The following is a 17,143-nucleotide window of genomic DNA, read 5'->3' on the forward strand; positions in this document are numbered from 1 at the left end:
GAAAACCATGAGTTTTGAAGGAAAAATCGCGCTGGTTACCGGTGCAAGCCGTGGCATTGGCCGCGCAATTGCTGAGACACTCGTTGCCCGTGGCGCGATCGTTATCGGCACTGCAACAAGCGAAAGCGGCGCGCAGGCCATCAGCGATTACTTAGGTGAAAAGGGTAAAGGTCTGATGTTGAATGTGACCGATCCTGCATCTATCGAATCTGTTCTGGAAAATATTCGTGCAGAATTTGGTGAAGTCGATATCCTGGTCAATAATGCCGGGATTACTCGTGATAACCTGTTAATGCGCATGAAAGATGACGAGTGGAACGATATCATCGAAACCAACCTGTCATCTGTTTTCCGTCTGTCAAAAGCGGTAATGCGAGCTATGATGAAAAAGCGTCATGGTCGTATTATCACTATCGGTTCTGTGGTTGGTACCATGGGAAATGCGGGTCAGGCTAACTACGCTGCGGCGAAAGCGGGTCTGATTGGCTTCAGTAAATCACTGGCGCGTGAAGTCGCGTCCCGTGGTATTACTGTAAACGTTGTTGCTCCGGGCTTTATTGAAACGGACATGACGCGTGCGCTGTCTGATGATCAGCGTGCGGGTATTCTGGCGCAGGTTCCTGCGGGTCGCCTTGGTGGCGCTCAGGAAATCGCCAGCGCGGTTGCATTTTTAGCTTCCGACGAAGCAAGTTACATCACTGGTGAGACTTTGCACGTCAACGGCGGGATGTACATGGTTTAACCACGATGAAAAAGATTTGCGTTATTGTAGGGATTAGCCTCAAAATAACGTAAAATCGTGGTAAGACCTGCCGGGATTTAGTTGCAAATTTTTCAACATTTTATACACTACGAAAACCATCGCGAAAGCGAGTTTTGATAGGAAATTTAAGAGTATGAGCACTATCGAAGAACGCGTTAAGAAAATTATCGGCGAACAGCTTGGCGTTAAGCAGGAAGAAGTTACCAACAATGCTTCCTTCGTTGAAGACCTGGGCGCGGATTCTCTTGACACCGTTGAGCTGGTAATGGCTCTGGAAGAAGAGTTTGATACTGAGATTCCGGACGAAGAAGCTGAGAAAATCACTACCGTTCAGGCTGCCATTGATTACATCAACGGCCACCAGGCGTAAGTGAACATCTCCAGGCGGTCATTCGACCGCCTGAGTTTTATCTTTTTTTCCCACTTGAATTATTTTCCCTCCCTGGAGGACAACCGTGTCTAAGCGTCGTGTAGTTGTGACCGGACTGGGCATGTTGTCTCCTGTCGGCAATACCGTAGAGTCTACCTGGAAAGCTCTCCTTGCCGGTCAGAGTGGCATCAGCCTGATCGACCATTTCGATACTAGCGCCTATGCAACGAAATTTGCTGGCTTAGTAAAGGATTTTAACTGTGATGACATTATCTCGCGCAAAGAACAGCGCAAGATGGATGCCTTCATTCAATATGGAATTGTCGCTGGCGTTCAGGCCATGCAGGATTCTGGCCTCGAAATTACGGAAGAGAACGCTCACCGTGTTGGCGCCGCTATCGGCTCCGGTATTGGCGGTCTCGGTCTTATCGAAGAAAACCATACCTCTCTGGTAAATGGTGGACCGCGTAAGATCAGCCCGTTCTTCGTTCCGTCGACGATTGTTAACATGGTGGCGGGTCATCTGACCATCATGTACGGCCTGCAAGGGCCAAGCATCTCCATCGCCACGGCCTGTACTTCAGGCGTGCACAACATCGGTCATGCCGCGCGTATCATTGCATACGGCGATGCGGACGCGATGGTTGCGGGTGGAGCAGAAAAAGCCAGTACACCGCTGGGTGTGGGTGGCTTTGGCGCAGCACGTGCGCTGTCTACGCGTAACGATAACCCGCAAGCGGCAAGCCGTCCGTGGGACAAAGAGCGTGACGGTTTTGTGCTGGGCGACGGCGCAGGTATGGTGGTACTGGAAGAGTACGAGCATGCGAAAGCGCGTGGCGCAAAAATCTATGCTGAAGTGGTTGGCTTTGGTATGAGCAGCGATGCTTACCATATGACATCACCTCCGGAAAACGGTGCAGGTGCTGCGCTGGCGATGGTCAATGCACTGCGTGATGCGGCGATTGAACCAGGTCGTATTGGCTATGTCAATGCGCATGGTACGTCCACACCAGCAGGTGATAAAGCAGAAACCCAGGCCGTGAAATCGGTGTTTGGTGATGCTGCACGTAGCGTGATGGTCAGTTCAACCAAATCCATGACCGGGCACCTGTTGGGTGCTGCGGGCGCGGTAGAGTCTATTTTCTCTATTCTGGCGCTGCGCGATCAGGCCGTTCCGCCAACCATCAACCTGGATAACCCGGATGAAGGTTGTGACCTGGACTTCGTTCCGCACGAGGCGCGTCAGGTTAGCGGTATGGAATACGCACTGTGCAACTCCTTCGGCTTCGGTGGTACCAACGGTTCTGTGATCTTCAAAAAGATCTAAGTACCAGCAGGTGACTTACCAGGCTCTAAGAGAAAAGGCCCGCTTGTCGGGCCTTTTTTTATTCAATTTTCAGTCCTTGTCCTGGGTGACTCATCCTGCCAAACTAGCGGACCACGAATAAGGAGCCACTATGTTCTTAATTAATGGCCGTGAGCAGGATGTGCTGGCTGCAAGCGATCGGGCGACGCAGTTTGGTGATGGCTGCTTTACCACTGCGCGTATTACCGACGGCAAAATTTGCTTTTTTGCCGCGCATCTCCAGCGTTTGCAGGACGCATGCCAAACATTGTTTATCCCCTTTGATAAGTGGCCAGAATTGCAAGCTGAAATGGAAAAACTGGCTGCAGGGCATGCTCGTGGCGTACTGAAAGTGATTATCAGCCGCGGCAGTGGCGGTCGTGGTTACAGTGGGGCAAGTTGTCATGAGCCGACTCGTATCCTCTCTGTATCAGCTTACCCTGCACATTATGATAGCTGGCGAAAGCAAGGCATCGTGCTGGCGTTAAGTCCTGTTCGTCTGGGGCGCAACCCGATGCTTGCCGGGCTTAAGCATCTGAATCGGCTGGAGCAGGTGCTGATCCGCTCTCATCTTGAACAGACGGACGCCGATGAAGCGCTGGTTCTTGACAGCGAGGGATGGGTTACGGAATGCTGTGCGGCTAATTTGTTCTGGCGAAAAGACGACGTGGTTTATACGCCCCGGCTGGATCAGGCAGGTGTGAATGGCATTATGCGACAATTCTGTATACGTATGCTGGCACAATCGCCTTTCAGGGTTGTCGAAGTGTATGCCGGGTTGGCGGAGGTTATGCAGGCCGAAGAAATCGTCGTCTGCAATGCATTAATGCCTGTTCTCCCCGTGCGTACCTGTGACGACAGGCCGTTGTCTTCACGTTTGTTATTCAATTTTTTAGCCCCACTTTGTGAGCACCCAAATTAGTCATGAAAAAATTGTTACTCGTTGTCCTGTTATTACTGGTTGTGCTGGGCATTGCCGCGGGAGTGGGAATGTGGAAAGTTCGTCATCTGGCGGACAGTAAGTTATTGATCAAAGAAGAGACAATTTTTACGCTGAAAGCGGGGACGGGCCGTCTGGCGCTGGGGGAACAGCTGTATACGGACAAGGTTATCAATCGTCCGCGGGTATTCCAGTGGTTGTTACGTGTTGAACCTGAACTTTCGCATTTTAAAGCCGGAACCTACCGTTTAACGCCTGATATGACCGTACGCGAGATGCTGCAATTGCTGGAAAGCGGCAAAGAAGCGCAGTTTCCGTTACGTCTGGTCGAGGGGATGCGCCTGAGCGATTACCTGAAACAATTGCGCGATGCACCGTATATCAAGCATACGCTGAGCGATGATAGCTACGAAACCGTCGCCAGAGCACTGAAGCTGGAAAACCCGGAGTGGGTGGAAGGCTGGTTCTGGCCAGATACTTGGATGTATACCGCGAATACTACCGATGTGGCGTTGCTGAAGCGTGCGAATCAAAAGATGGTTAAAGCCGTGGATACGGTCTGGGAAGGGCGCGCTGACGGACTGCCATATAAAGACAAAAATCAACTGGTGACGATGGCCTCAATTATTGAGAAAGAGACCGCTGTTGCCAGCGAGCGTGACCAGGTGGCCTCGGTCTTTATTAACCGCTTACGTATCGGTATGCGCTTGCAGACCGATCCGACCGTGATTTACGGTATGGGGGCACGGTATAATGGAAAATTATCGCGTGCAGATCTGGAAATGCCGACCGCCTATAACACTTATACCATCACCGGTTTGCCGCCGGGTCCGATTGCCATGCCTGGTGAGGCTTCGCTGCAGGCGGCCGCGCATCCGGCAAAGACCCCGTATCTCTATTTCGTGGCTGACGGTAAAGGCGGTCACACGTTTAACACTAATCTTGTCAGCCACAACCGCTCCGTGCAGGATTATCTGAAAGTGCTTAAGGAAAAAAATGGGCAGTAATTACATCGTCATCGAGGGCCTGGAAGGCGCCGGAAAAACCACTGCACGTGACGTAGTGGTCGAGACACTTGAGCAACTCGGGATTCGCGACATGGTATTTACCCGTGAACCCGGTGGGACCCAGCTTGCAGAGAAGTTAAGAAGTTTGGTGCTGGACATCAAATCGGTCGGCGATGAAGTGATTACCGATAAAGCCGAAGTCCTGATGTTTTATGCCGCGCGCGTACAGCTGGTTGAAACCGTGATTAAGCCAGCGCTGGCAAAAGGCCGCTGGGTTATTGGCGATCGTCACGATCTGTCGACTCAGGCCTATCAGGGCGGTGGTCGTGGGATCGATCAAAACATGCTGGCAACACTGCGGGATGCCGTGCTCGGCGATTTTCGCCCTGACCTGACCCTGTATCTGGATGTGACACCCGAGGTAGGGTTAAAACGTGCTCGGGCACGTGGCGAACTGGATCGTATTGAACAGGAGTCTTTCGATTTCTTCAATCGCACCCGCGCACGCTACCTTGAACTGGCTGCCAAAGACGCCAGTATTCGTACGATTGATGCAACACAGCCGCTTGATGTCGTGATGGAGGATATCCGCAATACCATCACCGAGTGGGTGAAGGAGCAGGGCGCATGAAATGGTATCCATGGTTACGACCGGATTTTGAAAAACTGGTAGCCAGCTACCAGGCGGGTCGTGGTCACCATGCGCTACTGATTCAGGCGTTACCCGGAATGGGTGACGACGCGCTGATTTACGCTCTTAGCCGCTATTTAATGTGCCAGCAGCCGGAAGGACACAAAAGCTGCGGGCACTGCCGTGGCTGTCAGTTGATGCAGGCAGGTACACACCCGGACTATTATTCGCTGTTGCCAGAAAAAGGAAAAAGTACGCTGGGTGTTGATGCGGTACGTGAAGTCAGCGAGAAGCTCTACGAGCACTCACGTCTGGGAGGGGCAAAGGTGGTATGGATCCCCGATGCGGCTCAGTTGACCGATGCAGCAGCCAATGCCTTGCTGAAAACTCTGGAAGAGCCTCCGGCACAGACCTGGTTTTTCCTCGCCAGCACAGAGCCGGCAAGATTATTGGCGACGCTACGCAGCCGCTGTCGGTTACATCATCTTGCTCCTCCGGCAGAATCGTATGCCATTTCCTGGCTTGCCCGCGAAGTGACGGCATCTCAGGAGGCGCTACTGAGCGCATTATGGCTGAGTGCCGGATCGCCCGGTGCGGCATTAACGTTGCTACAAACCGAAAGCTGGGCGCACCGGACTGACTTCTGTGCAGCACTGGCGAACACATTGCAATCCGGCGACTGGTATATCCTGTTGGCGGCACTTAATCATGAGCACGCTGCGACCCGTTTACACTGGCTGGCAACGCTGTTTACAGATGCACTCAAACGCCCGTATGGCGTTGCCCATTTAACCAATCCTGATGCTCTGGCGTTGATATCGTCAATCGCTGAGCGGTTATCCGTCGCGCAGATACAGGCGATACTCGGTGATGTTTGTCACTGTCGTCAGCAATTGCTTAACGTGACCGGCGTAAACCGTGAACTGGTATTAACCGATCTTATTCTCCGTACTGAGCATTACCTGCAACCAGGCACCATACTGCCTGTTCCCCATCTTTGAGAGAGACATTATGTTTTTAGTCGACTCACACTGCCATCTTGATGGTCTGGATTATCAATCTTTGCATAAGGACGTGGATGACGTGCTGGCGAAAGCGGCCGCGCGTGATGTGAAGTTCTGTCTTGCTGTTGCCACCACGCTACCAGGATACCGCAGTATGCGTAAACTGGTCGGCGAGCGTGACAATGTGGTTTTCTCATGTGGCGTTCATCCACTAAACCAGGATGAAACCTATGACGTCGAGGACCTGCGTCGCTTTGCCGCCGAAGAGGGCGTAGTTGCGCTGGGTGAAACGGGGTTGGACTATTTTTACACTCCGGAAACTAAAGTTCGCCAACAGGAATCATTCATCCACCATATCCAGATTGGCCGTGAGTTACACAAGCCAGTTATCGTTCATACCCGCGATGCGCGTGCCGATACGCTGTCGATTCTGCGCGAAGAAAACGTGACGGATTGTGGCGGCGTACTACACTGTTTTACAGAGGACAGGGAAACTGCGGGTAAATTGCTGGATCTCGGATTTTATATTTCGTTTTCTGGCATCGTCACGTTCCGTAATGCTGAGCAGCTCCGCGATGCAGCGCGTTATGTTCCTCTGGATCGTTTGTTGGTTGAGACTGATTCCCCATACCTTGCGCCTGTACCGCATCGCGGAAAAGAGAATCAGCCAGCCATGGTTCGGGATGTCGCAGAGTACATGGCCGTATTGAAAGGTGTTGCCGTTGAAGAACTGGCGCAAATCACCACAGATAACTTTGCCCGCCTGTTTCACATCGACGCTTCTCGCCTGCAATCAGCCCGCTAACTGAGTTTTTTTAAAGCTCGTAATTAATAAATAAAGCGAGTAAAGTTCACCGCCACAAAATGGGCGGTGAATAACCAGTTGGAAACATTCAGCTACTCATTTTATCGGAATGTGCGGGTTTTTCGGCTATCCACAGCTGAATTGTGATAGCCGTCAAACAAAAATGAACTGAATTATTTTACTCTGTGTAATAAATAAAGGGTACTTAGATGCCCTGTCCACGGCGAGGTTCTCCCCCCTCGCCAATGCGTGAGAACGTAGAAAAGCACAAATACTCAGGAGCACTCTCAATTATGTTTAAGAATGCATTTGCTAACCTGCAAAAGGTCGGTAAATCGCTGATGCTACCGGTATCCGTACTCCCGATTGCAGGTATTCTGCTGGGTGTCGGTTCCGCTAACTTCAGCTGGCTGCCAGCCGTTGTATCGCACGTAATGGCAGAAGCAGGCGGATCTGTTTTTGCGAACATGCCGCTGATTTTCGCTATCGGTGTTGCGTTAGGCTTCACCAACAACGACGGCGTATCGGCTCTGGCATCAGTTGTTGCTTACGGCATCATGGTTAAAACCATGGCTGTTGTTGCGCCGCTGGTTCTGCATTTACCTGCTGAAGAGATCGCCGCTAAACACCTTGCTGATACGGGTGTTCTCGGGGGGATTATCTCCGGTGCGATTGCAGCGTACATGTTTAACCGTTTCTACCGCATCAAACTGCCTGAGTACCTCGGCTTCTTTGCCGGTAAGCGCTTCGTTCCTATTATTTCTGGTCTGGCTGCCATCTTCACGGGTGTGGTCCTGTCCTTCATTTGGCCGCCGATCGGTACTGCTATTCAGACGTTCTCCCAGTGGGCGGCGTACCAGAACCCAGTCGTCGCATTCGGTATCTATGGTTTCATCGAACGCTGCCTGGTGCCGTTTGGTCTGCACCATATCTGGAACGTTCCATTCCAGATGCAGATCGGTGAATACACCAACGCTGCGGGTCAGGTATTCCACGGCGACATCCCTCGCTATATGGCAGGTGACCCGACTGCGGGCAAACTGTCCGGTGGCTTCCTGTTTAAAATGTACGGTCTGCCTGCTGCCGCTATTGCAATCTGGCACTCTGCTAAACCGGAAAACCGCGCGAAAGTGGGCGGTATCATGATCTCCGCTGCGTTGACCTCGTTCCTGACCGGTATCACCGAGCCGATCGAGTTCTCCTTCATGTTCGTGGCACCGATCCTGTACATCATCCACGCGATTTTGGCAGGCCTGGCATTCCCAATCTGTATTCTGCTGGGTATGCGCGACGGTACGTCGTTCTCTCATGGTCTGATCGACTTTATCGTTCTGTCCGGTAACAGCAGCAAACTGTGGCTGTTCCCGATTGTCGGTATTGGTTACGCGATTGTTTACTACACCATCTTCCGTGTGCTGATCAAAGCGCTGGACCTGAAAACTCCGGGTCGTGAAGATGCGACTGAAGACAACAAAGCGGGCGCGACTGGCGAAATGGCTCCGGCACTGGTTGCCGCGTTTGGCGGTAAAGAAAACATCACTAACCTCGATGCGTGCATCACGCGTCTGCGCGTCAGCGTTGCTGACGTTGCCAAAGTGGATCAGGCTGGCCTGAAAAAACTGGGTGCGGCGGGCGTTGTGGTCGCGGGTTCTGGTGTTCAGGCTATCTTCGGTACCAAGTCCGATAACCTGAAAACTGAAATGGATGAGTACATCCGTAACAGCTAAGCAGTAAGATGTTGGGGAGAACTAAGGCAGCCTGCGGGCTGCCTTTTTTATGCCTTAATTAGTCTGAACGCGAATTGGCGCCGTAGCAGCAAACAGCCACGGGCGCGCGTCGCTGCCCACGCGTGGCGATAGCGTTTCTCTTACCTGTTGATGATAATCATCAATCCACTGTTTCTCTGCATCACTTAGCAGATGTAATTCAACAAGGTTCAGATCGATGGGGACCAGCGTCAGGGTAGAGAAGCGGCAAAAACTGGGTCGGCTATTGATAATCTCCACCTGATTCTCAATGCGGATCCCATATTGTCCAGCCAGATAATAGCCTGGTTCGATGGTGATAATGTTACCCGCCACCAAAGGCCAGGGATTCACTTTCTTCGCAATGCGGTGCGGTTGCTCGTGGATCAGTAGCTGGTGGCCTACGCCGTGTCCTGTGCCGTGGTCAAAATCCAGACCCAACTCCCAAAGCGCCCGACGGCTAAACGCATCCAATTGGTGACCCTGCGTACCGCTGGGGAATTGCAATGAGATCAGTGATAAAAACCCTTTCAGTACGGCGGTGTAATGCAGTCGACGCTGCGGATCCTGTGGACCAAAGGCGAGTGTTCTGGTTGTATCCGTAGTACCATTTTGATACTGGCCGCCGGAATCATTCAGATACATTGCCTGTGTGGTGATGGGCGTATTTGTTTTCTCACTCGAATGGTAATGGCACATCGCCGCATTGCTGGCAGAGGCGGAAATAGTACTGAAACTTTGTTCTATAAATCCGGGCTGCTGCTGGCGAAACGCCAGCTGTTTAGCTTGTGCTTCCAGTTCAGTGACAGGATTACCTGCCGCCTCACGCAATGGCACTTCATGCGCCAGCCAGGCCAGAAAGTTTACCCATGCGGCGCCATCCTGTTCATGGCATTCCCGATACCCTGCCAGTTCAACATCATTTTTATGAGCTTTAATCAATGTGATGGGATCGGGGACCCAGAGAACCTCACCCCCGTTTTGTTCAATGGCAAACCGCAGCGCGACTGGCGCATAGTCTTTATCAACCAGGAAACGCTTTCCCTGGGCAAGTTGCTGGCAGCGAGAGAGAAAGTTTTCTTGCGGGGCCAGCGTGACTGTCTCCAGCAATGATGCAGGCAGCTGCTGCGTCTTATTATTATCAACAAACCACTCCAGTTCGCCGCTGCGATGTAGCAGGGCAAACGAAAAAGGAACCGGAACCATCGCAAGATCGGCACCACGGACATTGAGTAGCCAGGCGATGTTATCCGGCAGCGTGATCGCCAGTACGTCGGCCTGATGCTGAGTCAGTTGCTCCACTATTCTTACGCGCTTATGCGCGCTGCTTTCACCGCTTATCTCAATGGGCATTTCGCGAATAACACCACAGGGGGCGGCTGGACGGTCGAGCCAGATCTGGTCGAAGGGATCGCGTTCCATCGGAACCAGTTTGCAGTGAGTGGCCGACAGTGCTTCAAATTGGCTGTTGACCATCAGCAGAGGTTCAAAGCCGATACGCGAACCCGAGGTGACGTAAGCCTGCAAATAGTCGGCCAGAGGTTCATCGTGCAAATGATGGATTTCAAAATCATCGAGAGAGACTTCGTTACGCACCTGGACCTGATAGCGCCCATCGACAAACATCAGCGCGCGATCGCGAAGTACCAATGCAAGACCAGCGGAACCACTAAAGCCGGTGAGCCAGGCCAGTTTATTGTCGTGCGGTGTGCAATCTTCGCTCTGATGAGCATCGGCGCGGGGAACAATCATGCCATCCAGTCCCTGCGCTAACAGCAGACTGCGCAGGGCGGAAAGGGGAGTTGAGTTGTGCATAGTTACCTTCAGGCCTTAACGGAACGGCGGTTCATTGAATGTACGCAATTTGCGGGAGTGCAGCCGGTCGCCTTCGGCACGCAGTCGATCGATAGCCCGGATGCCAATCTGCAGGTGTTCAGAAATGGCCCCTTCATAAAAACGATTGGCCTGACCTGGCAGTTTGATCTCGCCATGCAGTGGTTTGTCGGAAACACACAGTAACGTGCCATAAGGGACGCGGAAGCGGTAGCCCTGGGCTGCAATGGTGGCACTCTCCATATCAATAGCGACGGCACGACTGAGGTTAAAACGCAGCGCAGAAGCGGAATAGCGTAATTCCCAGTTACGATCGTCAGTGGTGACGACGGTGCCGGTACGCAGCCGCTGTTTAACTTCTTCACCAGGCATGCCGCTGACTTCTTTGGTGGCGTCATACAGTGCGCGCTGAACTTCGGCGATGCTGGGAATCGGAATATCCGGCGGCAGCACGGCATCCAGTACATGGTCGTCGCGCAGATAGGCATGAGCCAGAACATAATCGCCAATAGCCTGACTTTCGCGCAGGCCACCACAGTGTCCAATCATCAGCCAGACGTCCGGACGCAGCACGGCCAGATGATCGCAAATGGTTTTGGCGTTAGAGGGGCCGACGCCGATATTCACCAGCGTGATCCCCTGACCGTCGGTGGTGATTAAATGCCAGGCAGGCATCTGGTGTTTTTTCCATGCCAGATCGGAGATGGCCTCTTCCGGTGCTTCGGTTTCTGCAGTGATCCAGATCCCGCCTGCGCATGACAGCGCAATATAGGGACTGTCCGGGTCAAGGATCTGACTGCAGCCCCAACGTACGAACTCATCCACGTAGCGGGTGTAGTTGGTGAACAGCACAAAGGGTTGAAAATGCTCAACCGGTGTACCTGTGTAATGACGCAGACGCGCCAGAGAGAAATCTACCCGTCTGGCGTCGAAGTGTGACAGCGGAGAAAACTCTGCCGGATGGTAGGTACCATCTGCCGTTTCGTCACCAATTTGTGAGAGTTCGGTAGTAGGGAAATGGCGCGTTAGTCCGGCACTCATCGAACGATCAAGCGTTAACTCAGAACCGTCAATCACATAGGGATAGGGGATTTCATGCTGTGATGGCTCGACGGAAATATGCGCATCATAATCCTGATACAGCAGCGTCAGTTGTTCTTCAAGATAAGGACGAAAAAGCGACGGGCGGGTGATGGTCGTGGTGTAGCAGCCTGCATGGGTAAAACGTCCGTATGCGCGTGTTTTCGGTGGGTTTGTGGCACTGCCGTCCCAGGTGACACAAAGCGATGGGTAAACAAAAAGACCGTTTTGGCGGGCGATGTCGTCAGGGAGCGTCCCTGTTTCAATATACTTACCAATGGCGCTACGCAGAGCCTTCACCGACTGTTCGTACAGCGCGTCCAGTTTATCCAGTGCCTGAGCGGGGGTCAGGCTGGAGCCCTTATTATTCATGTCTGTCTCCTTGTTCCACAGATGTACTGCTCTCCCGATAGTATGTCACAGGAATGTGAAACAAAAGTCAGACGTTGAGGAAGATTATGCGAAGACCCGATAGCCTTCGCATAAAGATTTACGCGTGTTGCTTATCTGTCATCAACATTGCGGTGACGGCCGAAATAAGGCATCCGGCCATCAGATAAATGGCAACGCTGTGCCAGTCGCCACCGGAGAAAGTCACTAATGCAGCGGCAATAAACGGGGTAAAACCGCCGCCGACAACGCTGGCAACCTGATAACCCACCCCCGCGCCACTGTAGCGATAGCTTGCGCCAAACAGGCCGGTAAACATCGGCTGCTGTACGCAGACCACCATGTCGTGCGCAATGTTGGCCAGCATAATCGCGAAGAACACTATCCAGAAGATGGACTGCGCTTCCAGGGCCATGAAGAACGGGAAGGCGCTGAGTGTACCGACCAGTGCTCCGGTAATGTAGACGCGCCGACGACCAAAGCGGTCAGCAAGCCAGGCGAAGCAGGGGATGGTCAAACAACTCAGCCCACCAACCAGTAACCCGATATTCAGAAACAGTTCGCGCGGTAGTCCCAGGTTTTGCGTGGAGTAGTTGAGAGCAAACGCGGTAACAATGTACATCGTCAGGAGCTCACACAGACGCAGGGCGATAATTTTCAGAAATGCCCCTGGGTGACGGGTGAGCGCCTCGATAACCGGTAGTCGCTTTTTCACCGGTTGGGGGGCCTGTTTTTGCTGTTCGAATTCAGCCGATTCATCCATTCTGTTGCGCATCCACAACGCGCCCAGAACCAGCACAATGCTGAACAGGAACGGAATACGCCAGCCCCAGCTCAGGAACTGCTCATCGGTTGTTTGCGAGCTAATCAACGAGACCAGCCCCGTAGAGAGCAGTAGCCCGACGCCGTAACCTACTTGAACGCCGCTACTGTAGAAGGCTTTTTTATTTTTCGGGGCACTTTCAACAGAGAGTAATGCCGCGCCACCCCACTCGCCGCCGACGGCGAAACCCTGAATGGCACGTAGCGTCACCAGCAGGACAGGTGCCCACCAGCCGATGGTGTCGAAAGAGGGAATGATACCAATCAGCGCAGTTGCAATACCCATCATCCAGACGGTAAGCATCAACATACGTTTGCGGCCCAGGCGATCGCCAAAGTGACCGAAGATAATCCCGCCTAGTGGGCGGAACAGAAACCCGACACCAAAGGTGGCGAAGGCAGCGAGCGTCCCCATCGCTGGGCTAACCTGCGGAAAAAACTCGCGGTTGAATACCAGCGCGGCGGTGATGCCATAAAGCAGAAAATCATACCAGTCGACCACAGCACCCGCGAAGCTGCCGAGTGCGGCACGTCGGGCACGGTTAAGCGATGAGGTGTCCTGCTGGGGACCCGTGGAGGTGAGGGTGGAATCCATAGTTATCCTGTCTGTACTGTTTTTTCATTATTAGTATTGGAGTTAGGTTACGCACATTGCAGTCGGGGTATAAACGACTGTAATGAGACTACCGCGACAGACGAGAAGATAAAACGATTTTATCCCTTACAAGAGGGCAAGATGAAAAATAAGACGATTGAAGACGTTAATAAGCAAAAAGCCTGCTTAGTTTCCTGAGCAGGCTTCTTAAATTTGGCTCCTCTGACTGGACTCGAACCAGTGACATACGGATTAACAGTCCGCCGTTCTACCGACTGAACTACAGAGGAATCGTGTGAACGAGGCGAATATTAGCGAGGGCGATGGGGGTTGTCAAAGGGGTAAATGAAATTGTGTGTTCGTTTGCTGACAAATTCAACAAAGCGGCGATCTTTCATGCTTTTTAGACATTTGCCCCATTCTGGTGCGTGTCTACCTCTTGTGGGGCAGCCCGGAAAAAGGCGGAATCAGTAAAAGCTATCACTTTCCAGCGCCATCCCTTACTTAACGGGAGCTTAACATTAAATAATCGTCTGCAGATGAAACTGGCAAGTATCTTGCACTCCTGAGTTCCATGACTGCCAGCATGGGTTCTGGTATTCCGACAGGAGGCAAAATGAACTTCAGACGACTGAAATACTTCGTAAAAATCGTCGATATTGGTAGCCTGACCCAGGCCGCGGAAGTATTGCATATCGCTCAACCCGCGCTGAGCCAGCAGGTTGCTACGCTGGAGGGGGAACTGGATCAACAGTTGTTGATCCGCACCAAACGTGGGGTTACGCCGACAGAAGCAGGGAAAGTGTTGTATACGCACGCCCGGACGATATTACGTCAGTGTGAACAGGCGCAGCTTGCGGTCAATAATGTAGGGCAGACCCTGAGTGGACACGTTTCTATTGGTCTGGCACCTGGCACTGCGGCATCATCAATTACCATGCCGTTATTACAGACCGTTCGCGCAGAGCTGCCCGATGTACTGGTCTATTTGCATGAAAACAGTGGGGCGGTGCTGAACGATAAACTGCTCAGTGGTCAATTAGATATGGCGGTGCTCTATGAGCGCTCGCCGATCGCTGGTATTTCCAGTCAACCGTTACTCAAAGAGGACCTTTTCCTGGTGGGGACGCGTGAATGTCCTGGGCCAAGTGTCGATTTAACTGCAGTCGCGCAGATGAATTTGTTTCTGCCACGGGACTACAGTGCGGTTCGCCTCCGTGTTGACGAAGCCTTCTCACTGCGCCGTTTAACGGCCAAAGTAATAGGTGAAATTGATTCTATCTCCACCTTAACGGCCGCGATTGCCAGCGGTATGGGGGTGACAGTTTTGCCTGAATCGGCAGCCCGGGCATTATGTCATGCAGCGAACGGCTGGATGGCGCGGATTACAACGCCCTCAATGAATCTGCCTCTCTCGCTTAACATGTCAGCCAGAGGCAGTTTGACACCACAGGCTCAGGCGGTGAAAGAGATTCTGTTGTCACTGGTTAGCCGTCCGGCTCTGGAAAATCGTGAGCTACAGCTGGTGAGTTAAACCTTATTCCAGCCAGGAATAAGATGCTGGTTTTTATTATTTGTTATGCCGGGCGTCAGACTTTAACAATAGCGTTATGTCTGATGTACCCGGAGCGAAAAGTGAATTTCCAGCAACTTAAAATAATCCGCGAGGCGGCCCGTCAGGATTACAACCTGACGGAAGTCGCGAATATTCTTTATACCTCGCAGTCGGGGGTAAGTCGGCATATTCGTGAACTTGAAGATGAACTTGGCATCGAAATTTTTATTCGCCGTGGTAAGCGTTTACTTGGCATGACCGAACCGGGGAAGGCACTGCTGGTGATCGCTGAGCGTATTCTTAATGAAGCCAGCAATGTTCGCCGACTGGCGGACCTGTTTACCAATGACACGTCTGGTGTGCTGACTATTGCGACTACGCACACGCAGGCACGCTATAGTCTGCCTGCGGTGATCAAAGCATTTCGTGAACTCTTCCCGGAGGTTCGCCTGGAGCTTATCCAGGGGACACCGCAAGAAATTGACGTTCTCCTGCAAAATGGTGGCGCTGACATTGGTATTGCCAGTGAACGACTCAGTAGCGATCCGTTGTTGGTGGCGTTTCCCTGGTTTCGTTGGCAGCATAGCCTGCTCGTTCCACAGGATCACCCATTAGTTAAGGCTTCCCCGCTTACGCTTGAGTCTATTGCTCACTGGCCGCTCATTACCTATCGGCAGGGCATTACGGGGCGCTCACGTATTGATGAGGCATTTGCGCGTAAAGGGTTGGTGCCGGATATTATTCTCAGTGCACAGGACTCGGACGTGATTAAAACGTATGTCGCGCTGGGGCTGGGAATCGGGCTGGTGGCGGAGCAATCCAGTGGCGAGCAGGAGGAGGGGACGTTAACCCGCCTTGATACCCGGCATTTATTTGATGCAAACACCGTTTGGCTGGGGCTCAAACGCGGTCAGTTGCAACGTAATTACGTCTGGCGATTCATCGAGCTATGCAACGCAGGTTTATCGGTGGAAGAGATTAAACGCCAGGCAATGGAGCCTGATGAAGTGATGATTGATTATCAGATATAAAGCAAAAAGCCTGCTTAGTTTCCTGAGCAGGCTTCTTAAATTTGGCTCCTCTGACTGGACTCGAACCAGTGACATACGGATTAACAGTCCGCCGTTCTACCGACTGAACTACAGAGGAATCGTGTGAACGAGGCGCATATTACTGACCTCACTATGACGTGTCAACAGTAAAATTAATACGTCATATCAATTGGTTAATTAATCTTCAAATTCAGTATTAATGCACATTTGATGAGCGAAAATGGTCTTCTTCCTGGCTATCGCGCAACCGAAGCATTGGGTTCTGGCGATAGAACTGGAAAAAACGTTGCCACAATGCCGGAAAGCGTGGTGCAAACAACTCGGGGGCGCTGAAGAAATACTCGGATAATACCGCAAAGCATTCTGCAGGATCGGTTGCTGCGTAGGCATCTATACTGCAGGCCGTTTCACCCACCAGATCGATTTCATCCTGGATGTTGTTCATAGCGGCATGGAGATCGTGCTCCCAGTTCGCAATTTCCCTCAGCGGGATAGCCGGAACGCCGCTGGCGCGATCGCCATTACGCATATCAAGTTTATGTGCCACTTCATGAATAATCAGATTAAAGCCGGAAGCATCGAAGGAATCCTGGATATCAAGCCAGTTCAGGATCACCGGACCCTGTTGCCAGCTTTGGCCTGACTGAATAATCCGTTGATTGTGCACCAGCCCAATATCATCTTCCCATTCGTCATCCACGACAAACGGGGCAGGGTAAATGAGGACTTCATGAAAACCATCAAGCCACTCGATGCCTAATTCCAGAACAGGCAAACAGAAAAGCAGAGCAATTCGTGCACTTTTCAGTGCGTCCAGTTCAAATCCTTGTAGTGCAACCAATCTTTTTTGCTGTAAAAAACGCTCGGCCAGGGCAATAAGCCTGGCTTGTTCTTGTTCAGTAAGATTCACCAGAAGAGGAATTGCCAGGGCGTCATCCCAGGGCCAGTCATCATTCCGGGCTGTTTCTTGCTCTTTCCAGGGCCACTTAATCATCGTTTTGCTCGCAAACTCGTCACTTGAACGAAATTGACGGAACTGGGTCTGTTAAAATGCCAAATTACCTGGCATCATGGCAACCACCAGAACGGAGAGATGCCAGAGCGGCTGAATGGACCGGTCTCGAAAACCGGAGTAGGGGCAACTCTACCGGGGGTTCAAATCCCCCTCTCTCCGCCACTATTCAAGCACTTATGTCGTTTCACTAC

15 protein-coding genes and 3 tRNA genes are annotated in these 17,143 nt (G+C 52.1%); 12 read left to right on the forward strand and 6 right to left on the reverse strand.

Annotation, left to right across the window (positions count from 1 at the left end; genetic code table 11):
- The first annotated feature begins 7 nt into the window (after window positions 1–7).
- The 9 genes from fabG to ptsG all read left to right on the forward strand — a co-directional run bounded on the left by fabG (window position 8) and on the right by ptsG (window position 8,592).
- Entirely contained in the window at window positions 8–742 is a 735-nt protein-coding gene (gene fabG / locus ACLJXE_RS02565; protein WP_286629219.1) for a 3-oxoacyl-ACP reductase FabG, read from the forward strand.
- A gap of 154 nt (window positions 743–896) precedes the next feature.
- On the forward strand, window positions 897–1,133 hold the full coding sequence (gene acpP, locus ACLJXE_RS02570) for an acyl carrier protein (protein ID WP_000103754.1): 237 nt from the start codon (window positions 897–899) through the stop codon (window positions 1,131–1,133).
- Between the two features lie 85 nt (window positions 1,134–1,218).
- The gene (gene fabF / locus ACLJXE_RS02575; RefSeq protein ID WP_005129014.1) at window positions 1,219–2,460 is read left to right on the forward strand and encodes a beta-ketoacyl-ACP synthase II; all 1,242 of its coding nucleotides are present in this window, start codon (window positions 1,219–1,221) and stop codon (window positions 2,458–2,460) included.
- A 130-nt stretch (window positions 2,461–2,590) separates the two neighbouring features.
- A complete protein-coding gene (gene pabC, locus ACLJXE_RS02580; RefSeq protein ID WP_410750010.1) occupies window positions 2,591–3,400 on the forward strand; it encodes an aminodeoxychorismate lyase in 810 nt (269 codons plus the stop codon).
- 2 nt (window positions 3,401–3,402) lie between these two features.
- On the forward strand, window positions 3,403–4,425 hold the full coding sequence (gene yceG, locus ACLJXE_RS02585; protein ID WP_410750011.1) for a cell division protein YceG: 1,023 nt from the start codon (window positions 3,403–3,405) through the stop codon (window positions 4,423–4,425).
- Window positions 4,415–5,056 (forward strand): dTMP kinase, encoded by a 642-nt coding sequence (gene tmk / locus ACLJXE_RS02590; protein ID WP_271441744.1) that lies wholly within the window; start codon window positions 4,415–4,417, stop codon window positions 5,054–5,056. The genes yceG and tmk overlap by 11 nt, the downstream gene beginning before the upstream one ends.
- Window positions 5,053–6,057 carry a DNA polymerase III subunit delta' gene (gene holB, locus ACLJXE_RS02595; RefSeq protein ID WP_410750012.1) on the forward strand — a complete coding sequence of 335 codons (1,005 nt, stop codon included), beginning with the start codon at window positions 5,053–5,055 and terminating at the stop codon, window positions 6,055–6,057. The genes tmk and holB overlap by 4 nt, the downstream gene beginning before the upstream one ends.
- A 10-nt stretch (window positions 6,058–6,067) precedes the next feature.
- The gene (locus tag ACLJXE_RS02600) at window positions 6,068–6,865 is read left to right on the forward strand and encodes a metal-dependent hydrolase (protein WP_286629223.1); all 798 of its coding nucleotides are present in this window, start codon (window positions 6,068–6,070) and stop codon (window positions 6,863–6,865) included.
- Between the two features lie 293 nt (window positions 6,866–7,158).
- Window positions 7,159–8,592, forward strand: coding sequence for a PTS glucose transporter subunit IIBC (gene ptsG / locus ACLJXE_RS02605; RefSeq protein WP_005128998.1), 1,434 nt, complete (start codon window positions 7,159–7,161; stop codon window positions 8,590–8,592).
- A 54-nt stretch (window positions 8,593–8,646) separates the two neighbouring features.
- On the opposite strand, the gene ACLJXE_RS02610 is transcribed toward ptsG, so the two are convergent.
- The 4 genes from ACLJXE_RS02610 to ACLJXE_RS02625 all read right to left on the reverse strand — a co-directional run bounded on the left by ACLJXE_RS02610 (window position 8,647) and on the right by ACLJXE_RS02625 (window position 13,620).
- Window positions 8,647–10,425: an aminopeptidase P family protein gene (locus ACLJXE_RS02610; RefSeq protein WP_410750013.1), complete on the reverse strand. Its 1,779-nt coding sequence runs from the start codon at window positions 10,423–10,425 to the stop codon at window positions 8,647–8,649.
- A 15-nt stretch (window positions 10,426–10,440) separates the two neighbouring features.
- Complete coding sequence (locus tag ACLJXE_RS02615) at window positions 10,441–11,895, reverse strand: AMP nucleosidase (protein ID WP_137345652.1); 1,455 nt, start codon at window positions 11,893–11,895, stop codon at window positions 10,441–10,443.
- A gap of 118 nt (window positions 11,896–12,013) precedes the next feature.
- Window positions 12,014–13,330, reverse strand: coding sequence for a shikimate transporter (gene shiA, locus ACLJXE_RS02620; RefSeq protein WP_410750014.1), 1,317 nt, complete (start codon window positions 13,328–13,330; stop codon window positions 12,014–12,016).
- Window positions 13,331–13,544: 214 nt separating this feature from the next.
- Window positions 13,545–13,620, reverse strand: a tRNA-Asn gene (locus ACLJXE_RS02625).
- A 326-nt stretch (window positions 13,621–13,946) separates the two neighbouring features.
- On the opposite strand from ACLJXE_RS02625, the gene nac reads away from it, so the two are divergent.
- Entirely contained in the window at window positions 13,947–14,864 is a 918-nt protein-coding gene (gene nac, locus ACLJXE_RS02630) for a nitrogen assimilation transcriptional regulator NAC (protein ID WP_005127781.1), read from the forward strand.
- 101 nt (window positions 14,865–14,965) lie between these two features.
- A complete protein-coding gene (cbl, locus tag ACLJXE_RS02635) occupies window positions 14,966–15,916 on the forward strand; it encodes an HTH-type transcriptional regulator Cbl (protein ID WP_410750025.1) in 951 nt (316 codons plus the stop codon).
- A 42-nt stretch (window positions 15,917–15,958) separates the two neighbouring features.
- Here the strand turns inward: cbl and ACLJXE_RS02640 are convergent.
- Together ACLJXE_RS02640 and mtfA are read right to left on the reverse strand one after the other, a co-directional pair.
- Window positions 15,959–16,034, reverse strand: a tRNA-Asn gene (locus tag ACLJXE_RS02640).
- Window positions 16,035–16,133: 99 nt separating this feature from the next.
- Window positions 16,134–16,931, reverse strand: coding sequence for a DgsA anti-repressor MtfA (mtfA, locus tag ACLJXE_RS02645; protein WP_121584795.1), 798 nt, complete (start codon window positions 16,929–16,931; stop codon window positions 16,134–16,136).
- Between the two features lie 93 nt (window positions 16,932–17,024).
- On the opposite strand from mtfA, the gene ACLJXE_RS02650 reads away from it, so the two are divergent.
- Window positions 17,025–17,114, forward strand: a tRNA-Ser gene (locus ACLJXE_RS02650).
- Window positions 17,115–17,143: the final 29 nt, after the last annotated feature.

The organism is Citrobacter sp. U14242 (assembly GCF_046555775.1).
GTDB lineage: Bacteria > Pseudomonadota > Gammaproteobacteria > Enterobacterales > Enterobacteriaceae > Citrobacter.